The sequence below is a fragment of the Rhodococcus sp. IEGM 1381 genome, assembly GCF_030056795.1.
Classification (GTDB): domain Bacteria; phylum Actinomycetota; class Actinomycetes; order Mycobacteriales; family Mycobacteriaceae; genus Rhodococcoides.
The window spans coordinates 16,118-38,322 of the sequence record NZ_JASHKQ010000019.1 but is presented as its reverse complement, the minus strand read 5'-3'; the positions used below and the strand labels follow the sequence as shown (position 1 = coordinate 38,322).

Annotated in this window: 23 protein-coding genes; 5 read left to right on the top strand and 18 right to left on the bottom strand. The window is 65.1% G+C overall.

What is annotated here, in order from left to right:
- Positions 1-720 precede the first annotated feature (720 nt).
- A complete protein-coding gene (locus QM797_RS23825; RefSeq protein WP_027496361.1) occupies positions 721-1,014 on the top strand; it encodes a WhiB family transcriptional regulator in 294 nt (97 codons plus the stop codon).
- Positions 1,015-1,097: 83 nt separating this feature from the next.
- Here the strand turns inward: QM797_RS23825 and groL are convergent, their stop codons facing one another.
- Positions 1,098-2,711: a chaperonin GroEL gene (groL, locus tag QM797_RS23820; RefSeq protein WP_283278141.1), complete on the bottom strand. Its 1,614-nt coding sequence runs from the start codon at positions 2,709-2,711 to the stop codon at positions 1,098-1,100.
- Positions 2,712-2,808: 97 nt separating this feature from the next.
- Positions 2,809-3,108 carry a co-chaperone GroES gene (gene groES, locus QM797_RS23815; RefSeq protein ID WP_008718149.1) on the bottom strand — a complete coding sequence of 100 codons (300 nt, stop codon included), beginning with the start codon at positions 3,106-3,108 and terminating at the stop codon, positions 2,809-2,811.
- A gap of 529 nt (positions 3,109-3,637) precedes the next feature.
- Between groES and QM797_RS23810 the strand changes: the two genes are divergently transcribed.
- Positions 3,638-5,356: a DUF7159 family protein gene (locus QM797_RS23810; RefSeq protein WP_283278139.1), complete on the top strand. Its 1,719-nt coding sequence runs from the start codon at positions 3,638-3,640 to the stop codon at positions 5,354-5,356.
- Here the strand turns inward: QM797_RS23810 and tsaD are convergent.
- From tsaD to QM797_RS23775, 7 genes are all read right to left on the bottom strand, one after another.
- On the bottom strand, positions 5,341-6,375 hold the full coding sequence (gene tsaD / locus QM797_RS23805) for a tRNA (adenosine(37)-N6)-threonylcarbamoyltransferase complex transferase subunit TsaD (RefSeq protein ID WP_283278138.1): 1,035 nt from the start codon (positions 6,373-6,375) through the stop codon (positions 5,341-5,343). The two genes, QM797_RS23810 and tsaD, sit on opposite strands and share 16 nt — an antisense overlap.
- Positions 6,372-6,863: a ribosomal protein S18-alanine N-acetyltransferase gene (gene rimI, locus QM797_RS23800; RefSeq protein ID WP_283278137.1), complete on the bottom strand. Its 492-nt coding sequence runs from the start codon at positions 6,861-6,863 to the stop codon at positions 6,372-6,374. Before rimI ends, tsaD begins: the two co-directional genes overlap by 4 nt.
- Positions 6,860-7,528: a tRNA (adenosine(37)-N6)-threonylcarbamoyltransferase complex dimerization subunit type 1 TsaB gene (gene tsaB / locus QM797_RS23795; RefSeq protein WP_283278136.1), complete on the bottom strand. Its 669-nt coding sequence runs from the start codon at positions 7,526-7,528 to the stop codon at positions 6,860-6,862. The genes rimI and tsaB overlap by 4 nt, the downstream gene beginning before the upstream one ends.
- Positions 7,529-7,580: 52 nt before the next feature.
- Entirely contained in the window at positions 7,581-8,090 is a 510-nt protein-coding gene (tsaE, locus tag QM797_RS23790; protein WP_502942390.1) for a tRNA (adenosine(37)-N6)-threonylcarbamoyltransferase complex ATPase subunit type 1 TsaE, read from the bottom strand.
- Positions 8,083-9,102: an alpha/beta fold hydrolase gene (locus tag QM797_RS23785; RefSeq protein WP_283278135.1), complete on the bottom strand. Its 1,020-nt coding sequence runs from the start codon at positions 9,100-9,102 to the stop codon at positions 8,083-8,085. Before QM797_RS23785 ends, tsaE begins: the two co-directional genes overlap by 8 nt.
- Before the next feature lie 3 nt (positions 9,103-9,105).
- Positions 9,106-10,296, bottom strand: coding sequence for an alanine racemase (gene alr, locus QM797_RS23780; protein ID WP_502942389.1), 1,191 nt, complete (start codon positions 10,294-10,296; stop codon positions 9,106-9,108).
- 72 nt (positions 10,297-10,368) lie between these two features.
- Positions 10,369-11,811, bottom strand: coding sequence for an NAD(P)H-hydrate dehydratase (locus QM797_RS23775; RefSeq protein ID WP_283278133.1), 1,443 nt, complete (start codon positions 11,809-11,811; stop codon positions 10,369-10,371).
- A 90-nt stretch (positions 11,812-11,901) separates the two neighbouring features.
- On the opposite strand from QM797_RS23775, the gene QM797_RS23770 reads away from it, so the two are divergent.
- Positions 11,902-12,276, top strand: coding sequence for a plastocyanin/azurin family copper-binding protein (locus tag QM797_RS23770; RefSeq protein WP_283278132.1), 375 nt, complete (start codon positions 11,902-11,904; stop codon positions 12,274-12,276).
- A gap of 7 nt (positions 12,277-12,283) precedes the next feature.
- Here QM797_RS23770 and glmS read toward each other — a convergent pair whose 3' ends face one another.
- Positions 12,284-14,146 carry a glutamine--fructose-6-phosphate transaminase (isomerizing) gene (gene glmS / locus QM797_RS23765; protein WP_283278131.1) on the bottom strand — a complete coding sequence of 621 codons (1,863 nt, stop codon included), beginning with the start codon at positions 14,144-14,146 and terminating at the stop codon, positions 12,284-12,286.
- Between the two features lie 99 nt (positions 14,147-14,245).
- Between glmS and QM797_RS23760 the strand changes: the two genes are divergently transcribed.
- Complete coding sequence (locus QM797_RS23760) at positions 14,246-15,106, top strand: dienelactone hydrolase family protein (protein ID WP_283278130.1); 861 nt, start codon at positions 14,246-14,248, stop codon at positions 15,104-15,106.
- 12 nt (positions 15,107-15,118) lie between these two features.
- On the opposite strand, the gene QM797_RS23755 is transcribed toward QM797_RS23760, so the two are convergent.
- Genes QM797_RS23755 through QM797_RS23745 form a run of 3 tightly spaced genes read right to left on the bottom strand, consistent with a single transcriptional unit; the run spans position 15,119 to position 17,633 of the window.
- A complete protein-coding gene (locus tag QM797_RS23755) occupies positions 15,119-15,388 on the bottom strand; it encodes a hypothetical protein (protein ID WP_283278129.1) in 270 nt (89 codons plus the stop codon).
- Positions 15,385-17,331: a hypothetical protein gene (locus QM797_RS23750; RefSeq protein WP_283278128.1), complete on the bottom strand. Its 1,947-nt coding sequence runs from the start codon at positions 17,329-17,331 to the stop codon at positions 15,385-15,387. Before QM797_RS23750 ends, QM797_RS23755 begins: the two co-directional genes overlap by 4 nt.
- Entirely contained in the window at positions 17,328-17,633 is a 306-nt protein-coding gene (locus QM797_RS23745; RefSeq protein ID WP_283278127.1) for a hypothetical protein, read from the bottom strand. Before QM797_RS23745 ends, QM797_RS23750 begins: the two co-directional genes overlap by 4 nt.
- A 152-nt stretch (positions 17,634-17,785) precedes the next feature.
- Here QM797_RS23745 and QM797_RS23740 point away from each other — a divergent pair, with 152 nt between their 5' ends.
- A complete protein-coding gene (locus tag QM797_RS23740) occupies positions 17,786-18,826 on the top strand; it encodes an LLM class F420-dependent oxidoreductase (RefSeq protein WP_283278126.1) in 1,041 nt (346 codons plus the stop codon).
- Between the two features lie 4 nt (positions 18,827-18,830).
- Here QM797_RS23740 and glmM read toward each other — a convergent pair whose 3' ends face one another.
- The 5 genes from glmM to QM797_RS23715 form a co-directional block, all read right to left on the bottom strand.
- Positions 18,831-20,186 (bottom strand): phosphoglucosamine mutase, encoded by a 1,356-nt coding sequence (glmM, locus tag QM797_RS23735; protein WP_283278125.1) that lies wholly within the window; start codon positions 20,184-20,186, stop codon positions 18,831-18,833.
- Between the two features lie 106 nt (positions 20,187-20,292).
- Positions 20,293-20,820 carry a 30S ribosomal protein S9 gene (rpsI, locus tag QM797_RS23730; protein ID WP_283278124.1) on the bottom strand — a complete coding sequence of 176 codons (528 nt, stop codon included), beginning with the start codon at positions 20,818-20,820 and terminating at the stop codon, positions 20,293-20,295.
- Positions 20,817-21,260 carry a 50S ribosomal protein L13 gene (gene rplM / locus QM797_RS23725; RefSeq protein ID WP_008718193.1) on the bottom strand — a complete coding sequence of 148 codons (444 nt, stop codon included), beginning with the start codon at positions 21,258-21,260 and terminating at the stop codon, positions 20,817-20,819. Before rplM ends, rpsI begins: the two co-directional genes overlap by 4 nt.
- A 167-nt stretch (positions 21,261-21,427) precedes the next feature.
- Positions 21,428-21,769: a TraR/DksA C4-type zinc finger protein gene (locus QM797_RS23720; protein ID WP_283278123.1), complete on the bottom strand. Its 342-nt coding sequence runs from the start codon at positions 21,767-21,769 to the stop codon at positions 21,428-21,430.
- Between the two features lie 116 nt (positions 21,770-21,885).
- Positions 21,886-22,167, bottom strand: a complete 282-nt coding sequence (locus tag QM797_RS23715; RefSeq protein ID WP_032376663.1) for a WXG100 family type VII secretion target — start codon at positions 22,165-22,167, stop codon at positions 21,886-21,888.
- Between the last annotated feature and the right edge of the window lie 38 nt (positions 22,168-22,205).

The window sequence follows — 22,205 nt, the reverse complement described above, 5'->3', positions numbered from 1 at the left end:
ACGCAAGGGTAGGGCCTTGCCATACGTCGTCCGATTTGTCGTCCAGGGCGCGAGAAGCCGCGTGTGCTGCCCAGAGAACCACTCGGTGAGGCGACAATTAGTGCTCGAGCACGGCACTGGATGCGGGCTCTGTATTCAATGCACGAAATGCAGTTTTCAAGGAATTAACAATGTAAAAAAGGCCGTCCAGGAAACGGCAATCTGAACGCTGTGTGGCGAATAGGTTAAACGCTGCACCCAAACGGTGAACCGTGCCGACAAACCTCGACTGTCGTTGCCCGACGTCTCGGCCCGAGACACGCCGTTCCAGAGGCCGGCACCGCGCGCCGCGTGCAGCGTCTTCCACACTGAGACCACCGAACCGACCGACCGGCAGCGGACGAACCCCCGGAGCCTTCACGAGACCCTGAACAGGGAGAACTACGACGAACGCACGGCGAATCGATCGCACGAGGCCATAGTTCCCGCCACCGAATCACTGTGTCGACGGGACGGATGCCGAGCCCCACTCTCCCTATCGTCTCCCGTGTCCGCGGATTCTTCAACAGGAACGGCACGCACGCGGTGAGGCCCAAGTAAAGATCAACCGTGTTAATTCTTGGCCCCATAACTATGCATTTGCCCACGACGAAGAACTATTGACTCGATTTCGTCGACCCACATAACGTTGTCGACATTCGGATCACGAATTCGAGAAGCCACACCACCCTAGGAGTTTCCATGCCGCAGCCGAATCATCTCCCTGGGCCGAACGCCGATATTTGGGATTGGCAGATGCACGGCCTGTGCCGTGGGGTCGACTCGTCCATGTTCTTCCACCCGGACGGCGAGCGAGGCCGCGCACGAGCGCAGCGCGAGATGCGCGCCAAGGAAATGTGCCGCAGCTGCCCCGTCCTCGCGCAATGCCGCACACACGCTCTCAACGTCAGTGAGCCTTATGGCATCTGGGGCGGAATGTCCGAAACCGAACGAGAACTGCACGCCCGGCACAACCGTCGCCGTATCGCGGTCTAGTCGACGCGATGGTGCCGAGTGCACACACGACGAAGCCCCCAACCCGACTCGGGTTGGGGGCTTCGTCGTAGTTCTATCGAACGTCAGTGAGCGTGACCGTGCCCGGCAGCAGGCTCGGCGGCCTGTTCCGGCTTCTCCACGATCGAGCTCTCGGTCGTCAGGATCATCCGGGCAACCGATGCAGCGTTGACCACAGCTGATCGAGTCACCTTCACCGGATCGACTACGCCGTCTGCCAGCAGGTCACCGTACGTCAGGGTCGCGGCGTTGAATCCGTGTCCCTTCGGCAGCTCGGCGACCTTGCTGACCACGACTGAACCGTCGATGCCAGCGTTGGTGGCGATCCAGAACAGCGGCGCGTTGAGTGCAGTACGCACCACGGCGACTCCGGTCGCTTCGTCGCCGGTCAGGCCGAGATCATCGGCCAGCGACAACGCTGCCTGGGTCAGAGCCGAGCCACCGCCGGGAACGATGCCCTCTTCGACGGCCGCTTTGGCTGCTGCCACTGCGTCGTCGACGCGGAACTTTCGTTCTTTGAGCTCGGTCTCGGTGGCTGCGCCGACCTTGATGACGGCGATGCCGCCCGAGAGCTTCGCCAGACGCTCTTCGAGCTTCTCGCGATCCCACTCCGACTCGGTGTTCTCGATTTCGCGGCGCAACTGGCCGACGCGAGCATCGATGTCTTCCTGAGAACCCGCACCGTCGACGATGGTCGTGTCGTCCTTGGTGACTACGACGCGACGAGCGCGCCCGAGGAGCTCGAGGCCGGCTTCCTTCAGGCTCAGACCGACGTCGGCAGTGATGACCTGTCCCGCAGTCACGACGGCAAGGTCGTCCAGGAATGCCTTGCGGCGATCACCGAAGAACGGCGCCTTCACAGCGACGGCCTTGATGGTCTTGCGGATCGAGTTCACGACGAGCGTCGAGAGAACTTCGCCCTCGGTGTCCTCGGCGAGGATGAGCAACGGCTTGCCGCTCTCGGCCACCTTCTCCAGCAGGGGAAGGAAGTCCGGAAGCGAGGTGATCTTCTCGCGGTAGAGCAAGACGTACGCGTCTTCGAGTACGGCTTCCTGCGTGTCGACGTCGGTGACGAAGTACGGCGAGAGGTAGCCCTTGTCGAACTGAACGCCCTCGGTGACCGAAAGTTCCGTGAGCAATGTCGAAGACTCTTCGACGGTGACCACGCCGTCGGCACCGACGCGGGTGAGCGCCTCACCGACCAGTTCGCCGATCTCGGGGTCACGCGAGGACACGGTGGCGACCTGAGCAATGGCCTGCTTGCCCTCGACCGGAGTAGCGGCGGCGAGCAGCGCCTCGGCGACCTTGTCGGCAGCCTTGGAGATTCCGACGCCGAGGGCGATCGGGTTCGCACCGGCGGCGATGTTCTTCAGTCCGCCGCGCACGAGAGCCTGAGCGAGAACCGTCGCGGTGGTGGTTCCGTCGCCTGCGACGTCGTTGGTCTTGGTGGCGACACTCTTGACCAGCTGTGCGCCCAAGTTCTCGAACGGATCCTCCAGGTCGATCTCACGAGCGATCGACACACCGTCGTTGGTGACGGTCGGTCCGCCGAATGCCTTGGACAGCACGACGTGGCGTCCTCGGGGTCCGAGAGTGACCTTGACTGCGTCGGCAAGTTTGTCGACGCCGCGCTCGAGTGAACGGCGCGCTTCCTCGTTGAATTGGATTTGCTTTGCCATGTTTCGGTGTTACTCCTTCGAGTAAAGAAACTCGATCGAACGCACACCGCCCCGGCACCGACACGAGATCGGCTTCCGGGGCGGGATGCGTTGTGGCCTACTTGGCGATGACTGCCAGCACGTCGCGTGCCGACAGAATCAGGTACTCCTCGCCGGCGTACTTGATCTCGGTGCCGCCGTACTTGCTGTAGATGACGGTGTCACCTTCTTTGACGTCGACCGGGATGCGGTTGCCCTTTTCGGTGACACGGCCTTCGCCAACGGCGACGACGGTGCCTTCCTGAGGCTTCTCCTTGGCTGTGTCGGGGATGACCAGACCGGAGGCGGTCGTCGTCTCGGCCTCGTTGGCCTGGACGAGGATCTTGTCCTCGAGCGGCTTGATTTTCACGCTCGCCACGTTGAGCCCTCCAAAGTTATGGGGTACGCGTCCGGGGTCGGATCCCCGGACAGCTGTGTGTAAGTACTTCTCGTGCGGTTCTGACAAACGGCTCGAACACGTTCCCGTCGTCGCGGGTGCCGGGACTTCGCTCGATGCCAACTAGCACTCTATACACGAGAGTGCCAGCACTCAAGGGCTGGGTTCGCCAGATTCGAGTCGGCGCGGACACGGACGGTCTTCCGCTACAGACGACGCGCAGTTTCTTGGACCCCAGCAATTGGAAAACGCAGAAAATCAGGCCCCGAAACGCCGATGTCGCTACCGATTTACGTGTGTTTCCGACTGCGTGCTCGCCCGCCGAAAGGCCAGGTGAACCAACCCGAACATCGTCCCGATAACCGACCACATGGAATATAACGCTCGCATAAATACCCGAAGTAACGTTACGATAACGGGGCTGTCCGAACGATAACGATCGACAGCTGTGTCACGACATGAGACACAAGGCAGTCGAACCGGACAGGCAAACAGGGGCGGGAGGTGCACCATGCGGGTAGGAGTGGGAGTATCCACCGGATCCGAGGTCGTGTGCGCAGCCCTCGTCACTGTCGACATCGACGGCAGTCGCACGGTCGAGTACCGGACGGTATCGGCCGATCGCCAGGCGAACACCGACATGGGTGAGCTCGTTACCTCTGCCATCGAGCTCATGGCATCGCTGATTCCCGGGCATCGACCTCCCGACGCGATCGCCGTCACCTACCGCACCGAAGAGCACGCCGCGGGAATTCGCGACGCGTTGACGCACACCACTCGCGACGTTCGGCTGGTGCCCGAATCCGCGGCGGCAGTTGCGCACCTGGCCACCACCGGCCTGATAGACGGCTACGACACGATCGCACTGGTCGATCTCGGTGCGTCGGGCCTGTCGGTCACCGTCACCGACCGAACGGCTGGAACGGTGTCGGCGCATGACCGGTCGGACATCGTCAGCGGCAATGCACTCGACGCTCTCGTCAAGAATCTCGTCCAGGACATGACCCGCGACAACCTCCGAGACGACATTCGCGACGACCGCGGAATCGGATCGGCACGGTACCGATCGATCAAGGAACAGCTCTCCCGCGAGGACGAAGTCCGGATCGAGCGTTACAGCGGGGTACCGCTGACCATCGACCGCAGTGCATTCGAGACCGCTGCATCGCCGCTCCTGCGCGAAGCAGCCCTGTTCGTCCGCAGGGTGTTCGACGAGAGCACTCACGAACCCGAGGCCATCGTGCTCATCGGCGGCGGAGCCCACATCCCGCTGCTGGCCTCTTCCATCACCGACATGTTCCATGCGCGCGTCATTCGCCTTCCCGAACCCGACGCCGTGCTCGCCGTGGGAGCGGCTGTGGTCGCCGCGTCGGTGACCGACAACGACTACCCACTGGTCTCGGCTGCACGCCGAACCGCAGGCCGGATGAGTCGCTACTCGGGAGCGATAGCTGCCGCCGTCGTCGCGGGCGGATTGGTGCTCGCCTACGGCCTGCAGACGATGACGCCGGCAGACGACCCGAGCGTGTCCCCTGCCGGCAGCGCGACAAACCCCGTCGCGGGCTCCGGCGACGCGGGACGAGAAGTAGCCGAGGGTTACTCGCCCGGTGACACGTCGACCTCCACCCGTAGCTCGGGAGATCCCGTCGGCCCCGCGGCAACCACGGTGCAGTCGACGGATTCCTCGTCCGGACTCACCATGTCCACCGCACCGACCACCACGCCGACGCTGCGACCTGCTCCCGACCTCCCGCGCATCGAATGGCCGGTCGGTCCGCCGCCGGAGTCGTCGTCACCCGAAGCAGGCACTGGTATCACCGTCGTGCCGCCGACACCGGTCACTCCCGAGCCCACGACGCCCGCACCGACCACCACCCTGCCAATCGAGCCCACCAACCCCGATGTGGGCGAGACCCCCGGTCCGACAACGCCGTCCGGCCCCACCGAGCTCAGCCCCGGACCGACACCGCAACCCTCCGCCGAGGCGGTGCCACAGAGCAGTGTGAAACCCAGCAGTGTGGAACCCAGCGCTGTGGAACCGACCGAATCGATCACGGTTCCGACGACGGTCGTCCGCGGCTCCGATCCCACTCCGGAACTGACCCCTCCGCCGACCGTCTGGTCGCCACCGCCTGCGGTGTCCGGTGAGAGCGTCGAACCCCGCACCTCACAGGACACGGCTGCGCCGCGAACCTCCGAGCCCGTTCCGGACGTTCAGCCGGGGACCTGACTGGTCGCAACCGACAGACCGGGATCGGTCACTGCGGTGAGCGCAGACGGCGCAGCGCCGCCGGCGACGAGATGTGCACCCAGCGCTGCAATCATCACACCGTTGTCCGTGCACAGCCGCGGCTTCGGTATCCGAAGTCTCAACCCCTGCTCGGCACAACGACTTTCGATCAACGACCGGATACGCGAGTTGGCCGTGGCACCCCCGCCGAGAACGATCGTGTCGACATCGACGTCGGTGGCCGCACGAACCGCCTTCATCGTCAACACATCGGCGACGGACTCCTGAAACGATGCGGCGATGTCAGCTACCGGAACAGGATCGCCGGCGCGTTGCCTGGCCTCGACGAATCGAGCGACCGCGGTCTTGACTCCGGAGAACGAGAAGTCGTACCGGGCATCACGAGGGCCGGTCATTCCTCGGGGAAACGCGATCGCAGACGGATCACCCTCGCGCGCAGCAGCATCGAGAGCAGGCCCGCCCGGGTAGCCCAATCCGAGTAGTCGCGCGACCTTGTCGAAGGCCTCTCCAGCGGCGTCGTCCACCGTCGTTCCGAGTTCGGCGATCGGCCGAGACAAATCGTCGACGTGCAGCAGATGAGTATGCCCACCGGATACCAACAGGGCGACACACGACGGCATCGGACCGTGTTCGAGCGTGTCGACTGCGACGTGTCCCCCGAGATGGTTCACCGCATAGAAGGGCACGCCCCAGGCTGCGGCGTATGCCTTCGCAGCAGCGACCCCGACCAACAGCGCCCCGGCCAATCCCGGCCCGATCGTCACCGCGACGGCGTCGGGACGATCGATGTCAGCCGTCGCCAGAGCTCGCCGCATGTTCGGCACGATGGCTTCGAGGTGCGCCCGTGACGCCACCTCGGGCACCACTCCGCCGTAACGGGCATGCTCGTCGACGCTCGATGCCACCTCGTCCGCCAGCAGCTCGCACTGTCCAGCGTTCCACCGGACGATCCCGACTCCCGTTTCATCGCAGGAACTTTCGATACCCATGACGATCATCGGGCTGATCCTTCGGTTCGTTCCGGCCGACGCATGGTGAACGCGTCGACTCCGCTCGGCTGGTAGTACTTGGCCCTGGTCCCCACGATCTCGAACCCCTCGCGTTTGTACAACTCGATAGCAGGCTCGTTGTCAGTGCGGACCTCGAGAAAGACCGGTCCGCCGTGCTCGTCGGCTATCCGGAGTAGCTCGTCGAGCAGTCGTCCGCCGATCCCTCTACGGTGGTGAGCCGGATCGACTCCGATGGTGTGGACCTCGGACTCGCCGACCACGAACGCGCCGCGGCTCGGCTGCCCCAACAGGGCGACACCCGCGTAGCCGATCATCTCGCCGTTCTCTCGCGCCGTGACGTAATGGATGTGCGGCGCCGCCAGTTCCGCAACGAACAGATCCTCGGTCCACGGGCCGTCTCCCTCGAAGAGCACCGCCTCGAGATACGCGCACCGTGGAGCGTCCTGCACGGTCATCGGCTCGATCGACACCGTCATTGCCGAGCCTTCGCCGCGGCGCGCTCGGCGAGCGTCTTGGCATCGGGCCGGCGTAGATACAGCGGAACGAGAGGACCCGGGACGACTCCGCTCGCGATATCGGCCGCGGCGACCTGAATCAAACCGGCCGGTGACGGTGCCTGCACATCGCGAATCGGAACGTCGAATTGCGCGGCATGCGGAGCGGAGCCCGCGACCGCATCGGCTCCGAAATGATTCAGGTCAGCCGGCGCGATCACATCGGGACCCGCGGTGCGGACTCCCGCTTCGTAACGCGCCCAATAGATTTCGCGACGACGCGCATCGGTCACCACCAGTAGGGTCCCGGGCTCTGCGACATCGGCCGCAATGGCGTCGAGGCTGCATACGCCGTACACCGGCACCCCGAGTGCGTCACCGAACGCCGCTGCCGTCGCCATGCCCACCCGTAACCCGGTGTAGGGGCCGGGTCCGACGCCGACGACGACGGCATCGAGGTCGGCCGCGGTGATGTCGGCCTCCGTGAGGCACTCGAGAATGTTGGGCGTCAGGATCTCCGCGTGCGACCTCGCGTCCACCCGAACCCGCGTGGCGAGGGTTTCGACCGGAGCACCGGCGGCCTCCGTCAGGCGCACCACACCTGCGGTGACGGCGGGGGTCGAGGTGTCGACGGCAAGTACAAGCACGAGGGTTCAGGTTACGCGTCGACGGAGATTCGGCCGCGCACCCGGTACCCGATCAACGAACGTCAGCCGGAGCCGACGTGGTGGTCACGCGCCTCACCGTCACGCGTCGAACATCCGATTCCGGATCGCGCGCCAACCGAACCGAGACGTGTCCGTCTGTCAGTTTTTCGACCAGACCCTCACCCCATTCGACCACGACCACCGCATCGGTGAGGTCGGTGTCCAGGTCCAGAGCATCGAGTTCGTCGAGTGCCGATTGTCCGGTCATCCCGAGCCGATAGGCATCGACGTGCACGAGCGCAACCGGCGGTAAACCATGCGGCCGCGGCCCGGGCCGATGCTCACGGGCGATGACGAAGGTGGGAGACGTCACTCGTCCCTGCACGCCGAGACCTGCGGCAATACCTTTGGTCATCGCTGTCTTTCCTGCGCCCAACGGACCGTCGAGAATCACCAGATCACCGGCCACCAGAACGTTCGCCAACCGTGCGCCGAACTCGGCAGTGTCTGCGGCAGTGACCAATTCGGCTTCCACCGGCAGTGTCAACAGCACGTCAAACAACGCCCCACCGTCGCTTCTTGCCTGCCGCTTCCGACGCTCGGGCCACGAGCCGGAGAATCGCGCCGTTGACCTGTTCCGGAAATTCGAGCTGAACCAGATGGCCGCCCTGCCGGACGCGCACCATCTCCGAACGTGGCAGGGCCTGAGCCAGCGCCTCGGAACTGGCGAACGGAATGATCCAATCCTCGTCGCCACACACCACCGACACCGGAATGTTCTCGAATTCCACGAGAGCCTCGGACTCGTCGTGCAACTCGAGTGTCTCGAGGAAATTGACGATCGTGACAACCGAGGTGTCGTCGATCATCGACTGGGAGAATGCCACCAAACGCGGGGACACCCTGGTTCCGTAGGACGCCGCACGCAATATCGGTGAGATGAGTGCGCGCACGGCACCACGGCCGAACTGTACGAAGCCGGGCGAGGTCCGGACTGCGAGGCGGAACGCGTCGACCGCCGGATTCTGCAGACTACGACCGACCCCGGATTGTGCGAGACCGGCAGCGGTCGTCGAGATCAGCACCGCTCCTATGACTCGTTGGCGCAGCACATCCGACCGTTGCCGTGCCATGGACAGGATCGACATTCCACCCATCGAGTGACCGACCAGTACGATGCGCCCCTTGGGCACGACCGAGCGAATCACCGCGTCCAGATCGAGGCCCAGCTGGCCGATCGTGCAGCTGTCCGAGCTCGGCACCCCCGAGCGACCATGGCCGCGCTGGTCGTAGAAGACCATGCGAACCGACGAATCCCATTGCTGTTCGAGTGCACGACGCTGAAAATGCCAGGACGACGTGCGCAGACAGTAGCCGTGCACGAAGACGACGGTCAGCTCGGCGTCGGTCGGGCCGACTTCGCGCACCGCCAGTGGCACACCGTCGTCCGCGGTGACGATACTGCCGCGGTCCGCATCCATGAGATCGAGGTTCTCGGTGGCCAGCGGGTCCTTGTTGGATCGAAACGCCGTCTCGCGCACCACAATTGCAATACTCTCCAGCAATCCGCGCATGATCTATTCCGTCGCCTCCCCTGAGCGCGCGCCGACGAACTGCCGTCGAACACGTCCACGAATGCCGGTGACGACCTCGTAGCTGATTGTGTCGAGCGCATCTGCCCAATCCTGGGCGTGCGCCTCTCCCCTGTCCCCTGGCCCGAAGAGTAGCGCCTCGTCGCCGACCGCGACACCCGAGCCGTCGCCGCCGAGGTCGACGACGAATTGGTCCATGCACACTCGTCCTACCGACGGAAAACGCCGACCTGCGATCGTCACGTCGAACCGCCCACTGAGACTGCGGACGACGCCGTCGGCATATCCGAGCGCGATGAGGGCGACCACGGTGTCGGCCTGAGCGGTCCAGGTGTATCCGTACGACACCGATTCACCTTTGCTCACCTTCTTGATGTTCGCTACCTGGGCCGACAACGTCATCACCGGCTGCAGGCCGAACTTTCCCAACTGCGGCACGGGCGACAAACCGTACAGAGCAATACCCGGACGGACCATGTCGAAACAGAGATCGGGTCTGGTCAACGTAGCCGCCGAGTTGGACAGATGTACGACGGTGGGAGGCGTTCCGCGTCGGGTGGCGCGGCTGACTGCGTCGCGAAGCCGCTGAGCTTGGGCGTCGTTGGCCGGGTGCTCCGGTTCGTCGGCGCAGGCCAAGTGCGAGAACATGCCGACCAAGTGCACGGTTCCCTCCGCGACGGCGGCCGCCGTTGCGTCGAGAACGACATCGAGATCGGCTTCAGCGACCCCGTTGCGATTGAGCCCGGTATCGATCTTGAGCGAGAGGTCTGCGGTGCGACCGACTCTGCGCGCTGCTGCCACCACGGCGTCGAGCTGGGCAGCCGTGGACACTCCGATCCCGACCTGCGCGCTGATCGCGGCATCGTAATCGGTATCCGTTCGATGCAGCCATGCCAGCACGGGAACGCCGATTCCCGCTGCGCGGAGTTCGAGGGCCTCGCCGATCGTGGTGACGCCGATCCCCTTCACGCCTGCTGCGACAGCGGCGTGTGCAACCTCGATGGCTCCGTGGTTGTACCCGTCGGACTTGAGCACCGCCATCACGGCGGCGTCGCCGGCGAACTGTTGCAACACGTGCACGTTGTGTCGCACTGCGTCGAGGTCGACGGACGCCACCGCGCCCGAACCGGTCCTCTCGTCACCGCAGCCGATACTCACAACATTCGATAGTGCCATCCGAGCCGGTAATACGACGGATCAGGGTGGCACAACTCGTGACACACCCGGTGCCCCGAGTGGGACCTGGAACTATCTCGATCCGTCTGTGAGCGAGCGCACGGTGCGGATGGCGTCCGAGATGGATGCGCACAGCGGGCTCGCCGACACCGGTGCCGCGAACTCCCTGCCTGGTCCATGTGCCGCGCGGGCTGCGGCGAGCGCGTGAACCTTTGCCCCGCACGCGGCCGCGGTGGAGGGCGCCATTCCCGACGCGAGCAAGGCCCCGAGGATTCCGGAGAGAACGTCGCCGGATCCGGCGGTCGATGCGGCCGATCCCCCGGCGTCGCTCACGAAGGTGGTGCCGTCGGCATCGGCGATGATCGTTGCGCGTCCCTTGAGCAGCACGGTCACACCCCAGCGGGCGGCAAGATCGCGCACCGCTCCCACGCGGTCGGGGCCCGGGTCCGATCCGGTCAGGCGCGCGAATTCTCCGGCGTGCGGGGTCATCAGGGTCGGTGCGGTGCGCCCGGTCACCCACTGTGCGTTGCCTGCGAGGATCGTCAGCGCATCCGCATCGACGATGACCGGCAGATCCGATTCCAGCACCCGGCGCACTGTCTCCGCCGAGGGCTCGTCGGTGCCGAAGCCTGGACCGACAACCCACGACTGAACTCTGCCGGCCGCGTCGAGATCCGGGGCGGCGACCACCTCCGGATGGTGCGAAACGACCTCTGCACCCGCGCTTCCCACGTAGCGGACCATTCCGGAGGTGGCTGCCACCGCAGCTCCTACACAGAGCAATGCGGCACCCGGGAACGTCGCGCTGCCCGCGAGGATTCCCACCACGCCCTGCGAATACTTGTCGTCCGAGGCGGTAGGGATCGGCCAGATCTGCCCGACGTCGGCAGGCTCGAACGACGCCATCGCCGATGCTGGAAGCGTCAGCCCGATGTCGATCAGTTCGACTCGGCCACAACGAGGTACGGCGAGAACGTGGACGGGCTTGCGCGCGCCGAACGTCACCGTCACATCGGCCGTCACCGCCGGACCCGGAGCAGCACCGGTCTCGGCGTCCACACCACTTGGCACGTCCACCGACACGATCGGTGCGGTAATCTGCGCGACGACTGCAGCCGCGTCGGGACGCAGCGGCCCTCTACCGGAAATCCCCACGATGGCGTCGATCACGATGTCGGCCGGTCCGCACTGCGTCACCACCCGTCCGCCCGACGAGCGCAGGGCCTCCAGCCCTTCGGCATGCGCTCGCGCCGGGTCGAGGAGCAGCACAGACACCGAGACGCCCCGTCGACGCAGAAAGGCCCCAGCCCACAGACCGTCGCCGCCGTTGTCGCCCGTGCCCACCAGAATCGTCACGCGCCGTCCCGCGACGCCGCCCGTGCGCGCCCTGAGCTCGGCTGCCACGACAGTGGCCAAGCCATAGGCGGCGCGACGCATGAGAACGCCGTCGGGCAAGGAATTCAGAAGCGGCGCTTCCGCATTCCGTATCTGCTCGGGTGTGTAGTAGGCGCGCATGCCGAGGTCCTCTCGTTACCCGCTGGCGTGAACCTCGAGCCTACGTGCGTCCGATCAGGGCGCCGTGACGTAGGCGGTTAGCCTCGAAAGATGACATCTCGCGGCGGTGGACCGGCAGCATTCACGCTCATGGTCCTGCTCTCGATCGTTCTCGGCGCGACCGGCTGCACCGAGGACCCGTCGACGCTGACGGTGGACGAATCGATCGCCGACGTCACCGTGCAGGTGGCCGGAATGGCCTACTCTCCGGCATCGGTCACGATCGACGTGGGCCAGAGTGTGGCGTGGCATTTCGCCGATCGCGGCGTCGGACACAACGTGGTCGGTATCGGAGCGGCCTCGACGCTCCTGCACAGCCCCATGCTCGGATACGGAGACTACGTGCAGACTTTCGACGAACCGGGCACCTACCGCTACTACTGCACCCTCCATCCGCAGATGAAGGGTGCAGTCGTCGTCAGATGATCGCGCTCTACTCGACGGTGACGGACTTGGCCAGATTGCGCGGCTTGTCCACGTCGTAACCCCGCGCCTGGGCGACCTCGGCAGCGAACACCTGCAACGGGATCGTCGACAGCAAGGGCTGCAACAGCGTCGAGGCGGCGGGTATCTCGATCAAGTTGTCGGCGAACGGCCGCACTGCCTCGTCGCCCTCCTCGGCGATGACGACGGTCCGCGCACCACGCGCTTGGATCTCACGAATGTTGCTCAACATCTTCGAGTGCAGCACCGCGCGGCCCTTGGGCGAGGGCATCACGATGATCACCGGGACACCGTCCTCGATCAGAGCGATCGGACCGTGCTTGAGCTCGCCCGCCGCGAAGCCTTCCGCGTGCATGTACGCGAGCTCCTTGAGCTTGAGCGCGCCTTCGAGCGCAACCGGGTACCCGACGTGTCGACCGAGGAAGAGAATGGTCGTCGCGGTCGACAGCTCGCGGGCGAGCGCCCGGACCGGCTCGACCGTCTCGAGAACTCGCTGCACCAACTCGGGCATGGCTTCGAGTTCGGCGAATTCACGGGCAACCTCGTCGGGGTACTTGGTGCCGCGCGCCTGGGCCAGAGCGAGACCGACCAGGTAGTTCGCGGTCACCTGAGCGAGAAATGCCTTGGTCGACGCGACGCCGATCTCCGGGCCTGCCCGGGTATAGAGGACGGCGTCGGCCTCGCGTGGAATCTGTGAACCATTCGTATTGCAGACGGCGAGGACACGCGCCTTCTGATCCTTGGCGTGCCGCACGGCCTCGAGGGTGTCTGCGGTCTCGCCCGACTGCGAGATAGCGACGACCAGGGTCGATCGATCCAAGACCGGGTCGCGGTAGCGGAACTCGCTGGCCAGTTCCACCTCGACCGGCAGCCTGGTCCAGTGCTCGATCGCGTACTTGGCGAGCAGACCCGAGTGGTATGCGCTGCCGCAGGCCACGACGAACACCTTGTCGACGTCGCGCAGTTCCTGATCGGACAACCGCTGCTCGTCGAGCACGATCCGACCGTTGTCGAAGTGGCCGAGCAATGTATCCGCCACGGCGGCCGGCTGCTCCTGGATCTCCTTGAGCATGAAGTAGTCGTGACCGCCCTTTTCGGCGGCCGCCAGGTCCCAGTCGATTCGGAACGGGCGCCCCTGCGCCTCGTTGCCATCGAAATCACTGATGTCGTATCCGTCTGCGGTGATGACGACTACCTGATCCTGGCCGAGTTCGACGGCGTCGCGTGTGTGCTCGATGAACGCTGCGACATCGGAACCGAGGAACATCTCACCGTCGCCGACGCCCAACACCAGCGGCGTGGACCGGCGTGCCGCAACGATGGTGTCGGCGTGATCGGAATGGGTGAACACCAGGGTGAACGCACCCTCGAGTCGACGCAGGACAGCTTTGGCGCTGGCCACGAAGTTGCCCGCGGTCGGACCTTCCGCGTACGCCCGCGACACGAGGTGCACTGCGACCTCGGTGTCGGTGTCGGACAGGAACTCGACCCCGACAGCTTCCAGTTCGGCCCGAAGCGGACCGAAGTTCTCGATGATGCCGTTGTGCACCACAGCGACGGTGCCCGACGCATCGCGGTGGGGGTGGGCGTTGCGGTCGGTGGGACGGCCGTGCGTCGCCCACCGGGTGTGTCCCATCCCGGTGGTGCCGACGAACGTATCGGTACCGATGTCGTCCAATTCGGCTTCGAGATTCGCCAGCCGACCCGCTTTGCGTTCGACGGCCGTCGCTCCCGCTCCGTCGAGAATTGCAATACCCGCAGAGTCGTAGCCCCGATATTCCATACGCCGAAGCGCTTCGACCACCACACCCAGAGCTGGGCGGTGGCCGACATAACCCACGATTCCGCACATGGTGGTTCAGGGTACTCGGCGGGGCGCGCACGACCCATTCGCTCGGGTCGACGTGTCCCCGTCCCCCTCACCGGCCCGCGTTCGGTAGCGTCATCTCTCGTGGCGAAACCGAAGAAGCTGGCATCTGCTCTGTCCAAGCGTGGCCCGCACAAGGTCCTGCGAGGCAACCTTGCCCTCGCCGGCCAACCCGGAGTCGTCTACACCCCGGCCGAGGGCTTCGGCCTGCCCGGCGTGGCCTTCGCACACGGCTGGATGCTCCGACCCGGCCATTACACCGACACACTGAAGCACTTGGCGTCCTGGGGCATCGTCGTGGCGGCACCTGACACCGAGCGTGGCCTCGTGCCCTCGCACCGCGGACTCGCCACCGACCTGGGCACTGTGCTCGACATCATGACCGGCGTGCGTCTGGGTCCAGGCAACATCAGCGTGCATCCGGAGAAACTCGCCACAGCCGGCCACGCGATGGGTGCCGGGACCGCTGTTCTCGCAGCCTCCCGGCGATCGGATATCAAGGCCGTCGCTGCACTCTTCCCGGCACCGACGGCACCGTCGTCCGAGGACGCCGCCGCCGGCCTTGCCGTCCCCGGGCTCGTCGTCGGCGACAACTCGAACGCCGATTCGCTCAACGACAATTCATTGGCTCTCGCCCAGGCCTGGTACGGACCATCCGTCCTCCGCCGAATCGACGGCTCGACGGCAGACGGATTTGTCGAAGGCCGGCGAATGCTCCGCTCACTGGGAATCAACAGCTCCGACCGCAAGACCCAACAGCGCACCCGTGCCGTACTCACCGCGTTTCTGCTGTTCCACCTGACGGGCGACTCCGACTACGAGGAGCTGGCCGGATCGGCAGGTGAGATCGACGGAACCAGAGCGGTCGATCCGCACGCGCCGCTCGACGCCCAGCCCAAGCCCAAAGCGTCCGCGTCGATCAAGGCTCTGCTCGGCCGAGGCTGATTCTGCTCGACTTCAGACCAACCAGGATCGCGGCTGGTCCTCGGGCTCGGTCTCGATATGCGGTACGGACTTTCGCCGGTCCAGGTGAGCCGGCTGCAGCACCGAGCCACGAATCGGCTCGACTTCCGGATCTACGGGGGAGACGGTGGGCGAGTCGTGTCGTCCTGATACTGCGGTGGGGGTCTGAGCCTGCCTGATCGCCTCGGCCGCACGCGCCATCGCATCGCGGTGCTCTTCGCGTATTCGATGCAGCTCGCGCCGCCACCCGCCGGCTGCGCTCACAGTGTCCCCGCTTCACTCAGGCCGGCACCGGTGCTCGAATCCTGCGATTCGGCCGGAGGACGCGGGAGATCTGCCGAGACCGGATGCTGCGCAGCTGACGGATGGTGCCCGGCCTCGTCCTCGTCCGCATCCGGCTGGACGGTCGGCTCGTCAGTGGGCGATTCCGGCAGGCACTGCGCCTGCGCATCCGGTGACATCGGATCGGATCCCTGGCTCGGCACCGAATCGGCCGGTGTCGGCTCGGTCGGTGTCGGCTCGGTCGGTGTCGGCTCGGTCGGAGCAGAATCGGCAGGCGCGGCGTTGGTCGGCGGTACAGGTTCGGACGGCGGTACAGGTTCGGACGTCGGCACAGGTTCGGACGGCGGCGTGGCTGCCGGTATCGATGACTGGTTCGCGTCTGCGCTGTCTGCAGCACCGGGTATCTCGACGATCTCGGGCAGGCCGAACGGGCCGATTCTCAACTCGAACGAGCGAACCCCCAGCCCCGGGGTTTCGAGTCGGAGAGTCACAGCACCGTCGTGTTCGAGTGCGATGCGGGCGCGATGACCGTCGAGCTCGGCCTCGAGATGGCCGCGTTCCTCGGTGGACCCGGGCGTGCGCGAGTCGATCGGCAACGACTGCTCCGGCAGCGGCGACTGCTCCGGCGGCGCCGATGGCACCGACTCCGTTCGCGGGCCGGCAGGATCGTCCTGCACCGCTGATCCGCCGTCCGGTTCTGCAGTGGACGGAGGCGCAATGTCGTCGGAACCACGGACCTTGGCACTGCGGTCATCAGCACTGCGGTCATCAGCGCTGCGGTCATCGGGGACCGCAGTGCTCAACGCTTCGTCGACGCGATCCACGATCTCGGCGACCACCCGCTCAACGAGTCCGTCCAAGGATTCACCTGCTCGGGCGGCGGATCCGGCGTCGGGGGTACGCGGACCGGACGAGTCGGTACCTCCCGCGACCCCGGGTGAACCGGCGTTCGGAGCCCCGAATGACGGTGCCGCGACTGACGAACCTGCGATCGACGGTGCCGCACTGGCTGCCGGTGTCGCAGCAGCAGATGCAGTCGCCGGGGGCGTTGCCGACGAGTCGTCGACTACCGGACATGGCTCGGCAACCGTTGCGCCGGGGGCAATTGCCCAACTCCGCTCGTCGAGATCGCCGAACGACGGGTCCTGTACGTCGCCCAGAACGTCGACCAGCAACGCCAGACTGTCTCGAACGGCGGTGTCCGTCGATGTGCATGCACCGAGCACAGCATCACAGGTCGCCTTCATCCTCGGGACGAACTCCTCGTGGATCCATTTCCTACTCCGTTCACCCACCTCGGCTGCGAACTCGTCCGATACGTCCGCACCTCGAGCCCGCTCGGCCAGTTCCTCGAATGCCGCCGCCAACCGAGGAAACACCGACTCTCGATCGAACGGAACGCATTCGATTCCCGAGGCAAGCAGGATCGCGTCGATCTCGTCGGCGGTTCGACCGTCCACCGCATCGATGTCGAGTCCTCCGAACAGTTCTGCCTTGTCGGTGACCACGTCGCGAAGAACATCGACGGCAGCGGACATCGTTTGGTGGGAGTCCTCGATCAATTTCACGAACTCGGCCGCTGCCTGATGTTCGGCCGAAAGATAGATCTGCACGGCATCGCCTGCCTCGCCGTGCCATCGCATCTGCAGAACTCGGCGCAATTGAACGTGTTCCTCGAGTTGATCGCCGAGTACCGCAGACATAGCTTCGACCGCATCGGCATCGTTGCCGAGCGCGCCGAGATTCAAGCCACGTTGTTCGTCGTACCTAGCACACACCTGCTCGTACTTCGGGAACTCTTCGCTGCTCGATACCCGGGCAACGAGTGGCAGGAAGCGCTCGAAGTGCAGCAGCCCTATCGCGTTCGCATCGAGAATCTCGTCTATCGACGAGTTCTCCCCCGGGGAGAAGGGAGGAGGCGTCATCGAGGCGACTCGATCGCATCTGCTGTCGTGTCGTCCTGGCCTTCGTAGTCGTTCATGGCAGCGACGATGGCGTTGGAGACGTCCTCGACCGAGGATCTCCACAATTCGACCGCCCGGCCGAGGCCGTGGTGAGCCTGGGTGTACGCAGCGCCGAGGTCGCCGTAGTTCCGTCCGGCGCCGACAGCACCGAAGCCCGCGTCGGCCACCGAATCCGCGGCACTGCCGAGTGCGTCTGCCGATACCGCCAACGCTTCTGCGACTCCGCGAACGCGGACCGCGTCCACCCAGAATCCCTCACTCATACGTCCCCGTCTCGCCCTCGATGTGCCCCTTTCTCACTATGACGTGCGCCGACGCACATCGGTTCCCCAGCGAGCGGTAACGTCCCGATGTGAAATGTCAGTAACAGGTACCTGAAGTGGCTGCCCCAGCTGCTCACCGAACGAGGAGTCCCATGCACATCGGAACGATGCTGAACTACAGCGGTGGTTTCAACGAGACGGTTGCCGAGGTCGCCGAGCTCGAGAAGGCAGGTCTCGACATCATCTTCGTGCCCGAGGCCTACTCGTTCGACGCCGTGAGTCAACTCGGATTCCTCGCCGCCAAGACGAGCACGATCAAGATCGCGTCCGGCATCTTCCAGATCTACACCAGGACACCGTCACTGACCGCCATGACCGCCGCCGGTCTCGACTACGTATCGGAGGGCCGCTTCGTACTCGGACTCGGCGCATCCGGGCCGCAGGTCGTCGAGGGCTTCCACGGCGTCAAGTACGACGCACCGATCGCACGAACCCGCGAGGTCATCGAGATCTGCCGCCAGGTCTGGCGTCGCGAGAAGGTGCAGTATCAGGGCAAGCACTACCAGATTCCACTGCCTGCCGACCAGGGCACCGGGCTGGGCAAACCCCTCAAGCTCATCAATCACCCTGTGCGCGATCGCATTCCAGTCGTCATTGCCGCTCTGGGGCCCAAGAACGTCGAGCTCACCGCCGAGATCGCCGAGGGTTGGCAACCCATCTTCTACTTCCCCGAGAAGGCAGCCGACGTCTGGGGAGAATCGCTCGCTGCGGGCAAGGCCAAGCGTGATCCGTCGCTCGGCGAACTCCAGGTGTTCGCAAGTCCCACCCTGGCCATCGGCGAGGACGCAGAGAAGTACCTCCCCTGGGTCAAGCCACACCTCGCGCTCTACATCGGCGGCATGGGAGCCAAGGGCAAGAACTTCTACAACTCGCTGGCCCAGCGTTACGGCTACGAGGCCGAGGCCGAGAAGATCCAGGACCTGTATCTCGCCGGCAAGAAAGAAGAAGCGGCCGCTGCGGTCCCCGACGAGCTGGCTCGCGCAGTGAACCTCATCGGCCCGGAAAGCTACGTCAAGGAACGAGTCGCTGCCTTCGCCGAAGCGGGCGTCACCACCCTCAACGTCGCGCCACTGGCCGAGAACACCGCGGGGCGCGTCGCGCAGTTGACTGCGCTGCGCGAACTCACCGCCTGAGACGTCAGACCGATGCGACCCGGCCCGCCAGCTCTTCGGCGAGCCGGGTCGCGACGTCGAGCTCGGATGCCTCGACCATCACTCGCACCAGCTGCTCGGTACCGCTGGGGCGCAACAGAACTCGACCGGATTCGCCGAGTTCGCGCTCGGCCACGGCCACCGCGTCCGATACCGACGGTGCCGACGCCACTGCCGCTTTGTCCGTCACTCGCACGTTGATCAGCACCTGCGGCAGCGTCCGCATCGCCGACGCCAGGTCCGCGAGACTGCTGCCGGTCTGCGCCATCCGTTCCATCAGTCGTAGCGCAGTCGCGATGCCGTCGCCCGTCGTGCCGACGGCGGGGAGCACCACGTGACCGCTCTGCTCGCCGCCCAACGCGAATCCGCCGCGGCGCAATTCCTCGAGCACGTAGCGATCTCCGACTGCCGTGGTGCGCAACGTGATTCCGGCTTCACGCATCGCAATGTGCAGACCGAGATTACTCATGACCGTGGCAACCAACGTGTTGTCGGTCAACTGATTCGCGTCGCGCATAGCAATGGCCAGAACGGCCATGATCGCGTCACCGTCAACCACGGAGCCGGATGCGTCCACGGCCAAGCAGCGGTCGGCATCTCCGTCGTGGGCGATACCGAGGTCGGCACCGTGCTCCACGACGGCCTTCTGCAACCCCTCGAGGTGCGTCGATCCGCACCCGTCGTTGATATTGATGCCGTCGGGTTCCGCGTTGATCGCCACCACCGTTGCGCCGGCCCGTCGGTAGATCTCGGGCCCGACGACCGAGGCAGCACCGTGCGAACAGTCGACCACAACACGGACACCGTCGAGTCGATGTGAGACCGACGCAGCCAGGTGCTCGATGTACCGGGTGGCGGCGTCCTGGGCGACATCGATTCTACCGATCGCAGCACCGGTCGCGTCGAGCGGAGGTCCGTCGTTCTCGGAGCGGGCAGCGGGATCGAGGGCGGCTTCGATGCGGTCTTCCACGTCGTCGTCGAGCTTGTGCCCGCCCGCAGCAAAGATCTTGATTCCGTTGTCGGGCATCGCATTGTGGGATGCCGAGATCATCACACCGAGCGCTGCGCCGTATTCGGCGGTCAGGTAGGCGAGCGCCGGTGTGGGAAGCACGCCGACGTCGATCACGTCGACACCCGAGGCGGTGAGTCCGGCCGACACGGCGGCACCCAGCATTGCTCCACTGATGCGCGGATCACGACCGACGATTGCCACGTGTCGGCCGCCGTCGATGTTCGGTGCCAATACGGTGGCCGCAGCTCTCGCGATCTGCAACGCCAGCTCTGCGGTCAGAAGCCCGCCTGCCAGTCCGCGAACCCCGTCGGTACCGAACAATCGCGCCATGAACCAAGAACTCCTTCGAGCGGAGAGTGTGTCGTGAGAAATGCCTCGAGGGCAGGCATCCGATACTGATGGAGCCTGCCCTCGAGGATGGAACGGGTAAGACGCGTCAGCGCTTGGAGTACTGCGACGCCTTACGGGCCTTCTTCAGGCCGTACTTCTTACGCTCGACTGCACGGGCGTCACGGGTGAGGAAGCCGGCTGCCTTGAGCGGCGGGCGATCATCGGGGGTGAGCTCGATCAGCGCGCGAGAGATGGCCAGACGCAATGCGCCTGCTTGTCCCGACGGGCCGCCGCCGTGCAGCAGGGCAACGATGTCGAAGGACTCCGCGCGATCGACGAGCACGAGAGGAGCCTTGATCAGCTGCTGGTGCACCTTGTTGGGGAAGTAATCCTCCAGGGTGCGGCCGTTGAGCTTGAATCCACCGGAGCCCGAGGACATCCGAACACGAGCGACGGCTTCTTTACGGCGACCGACGGTCTGGATCGGACGATCGAACACGATCGGGGCCGGAGCGGCAGCAGCGGCCTCGATGTCCGCTGTCACCTCCGGCTCTTCGACGGCCACGAACTCGTCGGCGGCGATCTCTTCGATGTTCTCCTGCGACGTCACGTCATTTCCCTCCGGCGCCGTCACTGGGACACCTGCTTGATCTCGAACGGAACGGGCTGCTGGGCGGCATGCGGGTGATTGGGGCCCGCGTAGACCTTCAGCTTGCCCGCGATGGCATTACCGAGCTTGTTCTTGGGGATCATGCCGACAACGGCCTTCTCCACCAGACGATCGGGGTTGTTCTCGAGCACCTGGCGGGTGGAGCGCGACTTCAGACCGCCCGGGTGGCCGGAGTGGTGGTGGTGGAACTTGCCGTCGAGCTTGTTGCCGCTGATGGCAACCTTCTCGGCGTTGATGATGACGACGAAGTCGCCACCGTCGACGTTGGGTGCGTAGGTGGGCTTGTGCTTACCGCGGAGCAGAGTCGCAGCCTGGACGGCGAGGCGTCCGAGCACGACGTCCGTGGCGTCGATCACATGCCACGTCCGGGTGGTGTCCCCGGCCTTCGGGGCGTAAGTAGACACAGAAAATTCCTGTCTTCATGATGTCGCTGCTGGCCAAGACGAGTGGATGCCCTCGGCGGCCAGTTGAGACCCGAGGACAAGAGCTCGACACGCACAAGAGTGCGCGGCGAGCCCATACACGCCAACGGGAGACGATACCGGCAGTGGTCCCCCAGGTCAAAAACGTCTCAGCGCAGACGCACGCACTGCACGCACCGGCGGGCGGCCGGAAGTGCCTCGAGCCTGATCGCCGGGATCTCGGTCCCGCACCTGTCGCACATACCGTACGTCCCGGCGGCGAGCCGCGAATCCGCCGCGTCGATCTCGCGCATCTCGGACTCGGTGTCGTCGATCAGTGCCGCGATCTTCGCTCGCTCGAACGCGATCGTCGACCCTTCCGGATCGTGTTCGTCATCGTCGGTGGTCCACCGCGATCCTTCGATCACCGACGCCAGTTCGTCCCGCAGGGACTCGAGTCGATGTTCGGAACGAGACCGCTCGGCCTCGAGTGCTGCTCCGAAATCCGTCACCACACCAGTAGACCCCGAGGTGGGCTCGCACGCCGAGAAACGGCATCTGCCCCGACCGAATTTCTCGGTCGGGGCAGATACCTCTTGCCGTACATCTCACCTGCACGTCGAGAAAGTCAGCGAGCCATTCGTGCTTTGTTGGCCATCTCGACGCCGTGCATGGTCTCGCCACCGGTGCGGGCGGCCGCGACCAGGCTCGACAGAATGAGATTGAGCTCGTCGGATGCGGAATTCCACTGGCGCTGAAGCTCGTAGTAGGACGTCATCGCGTCCCCCTCCCACGATTCGTAGAGTCGCTTCGCAGTACTGTCCACGTCCCCGAGGAGGTCCTTGGTCACGTTCGCCTGCTTGTTCATCGCCTCGGTCAACGCCGCGATCTGCGCGAAGTCGTATTTCATGTCGAATCAGTCTCCTTGGTCGAGCTCGGTCGTGTGGT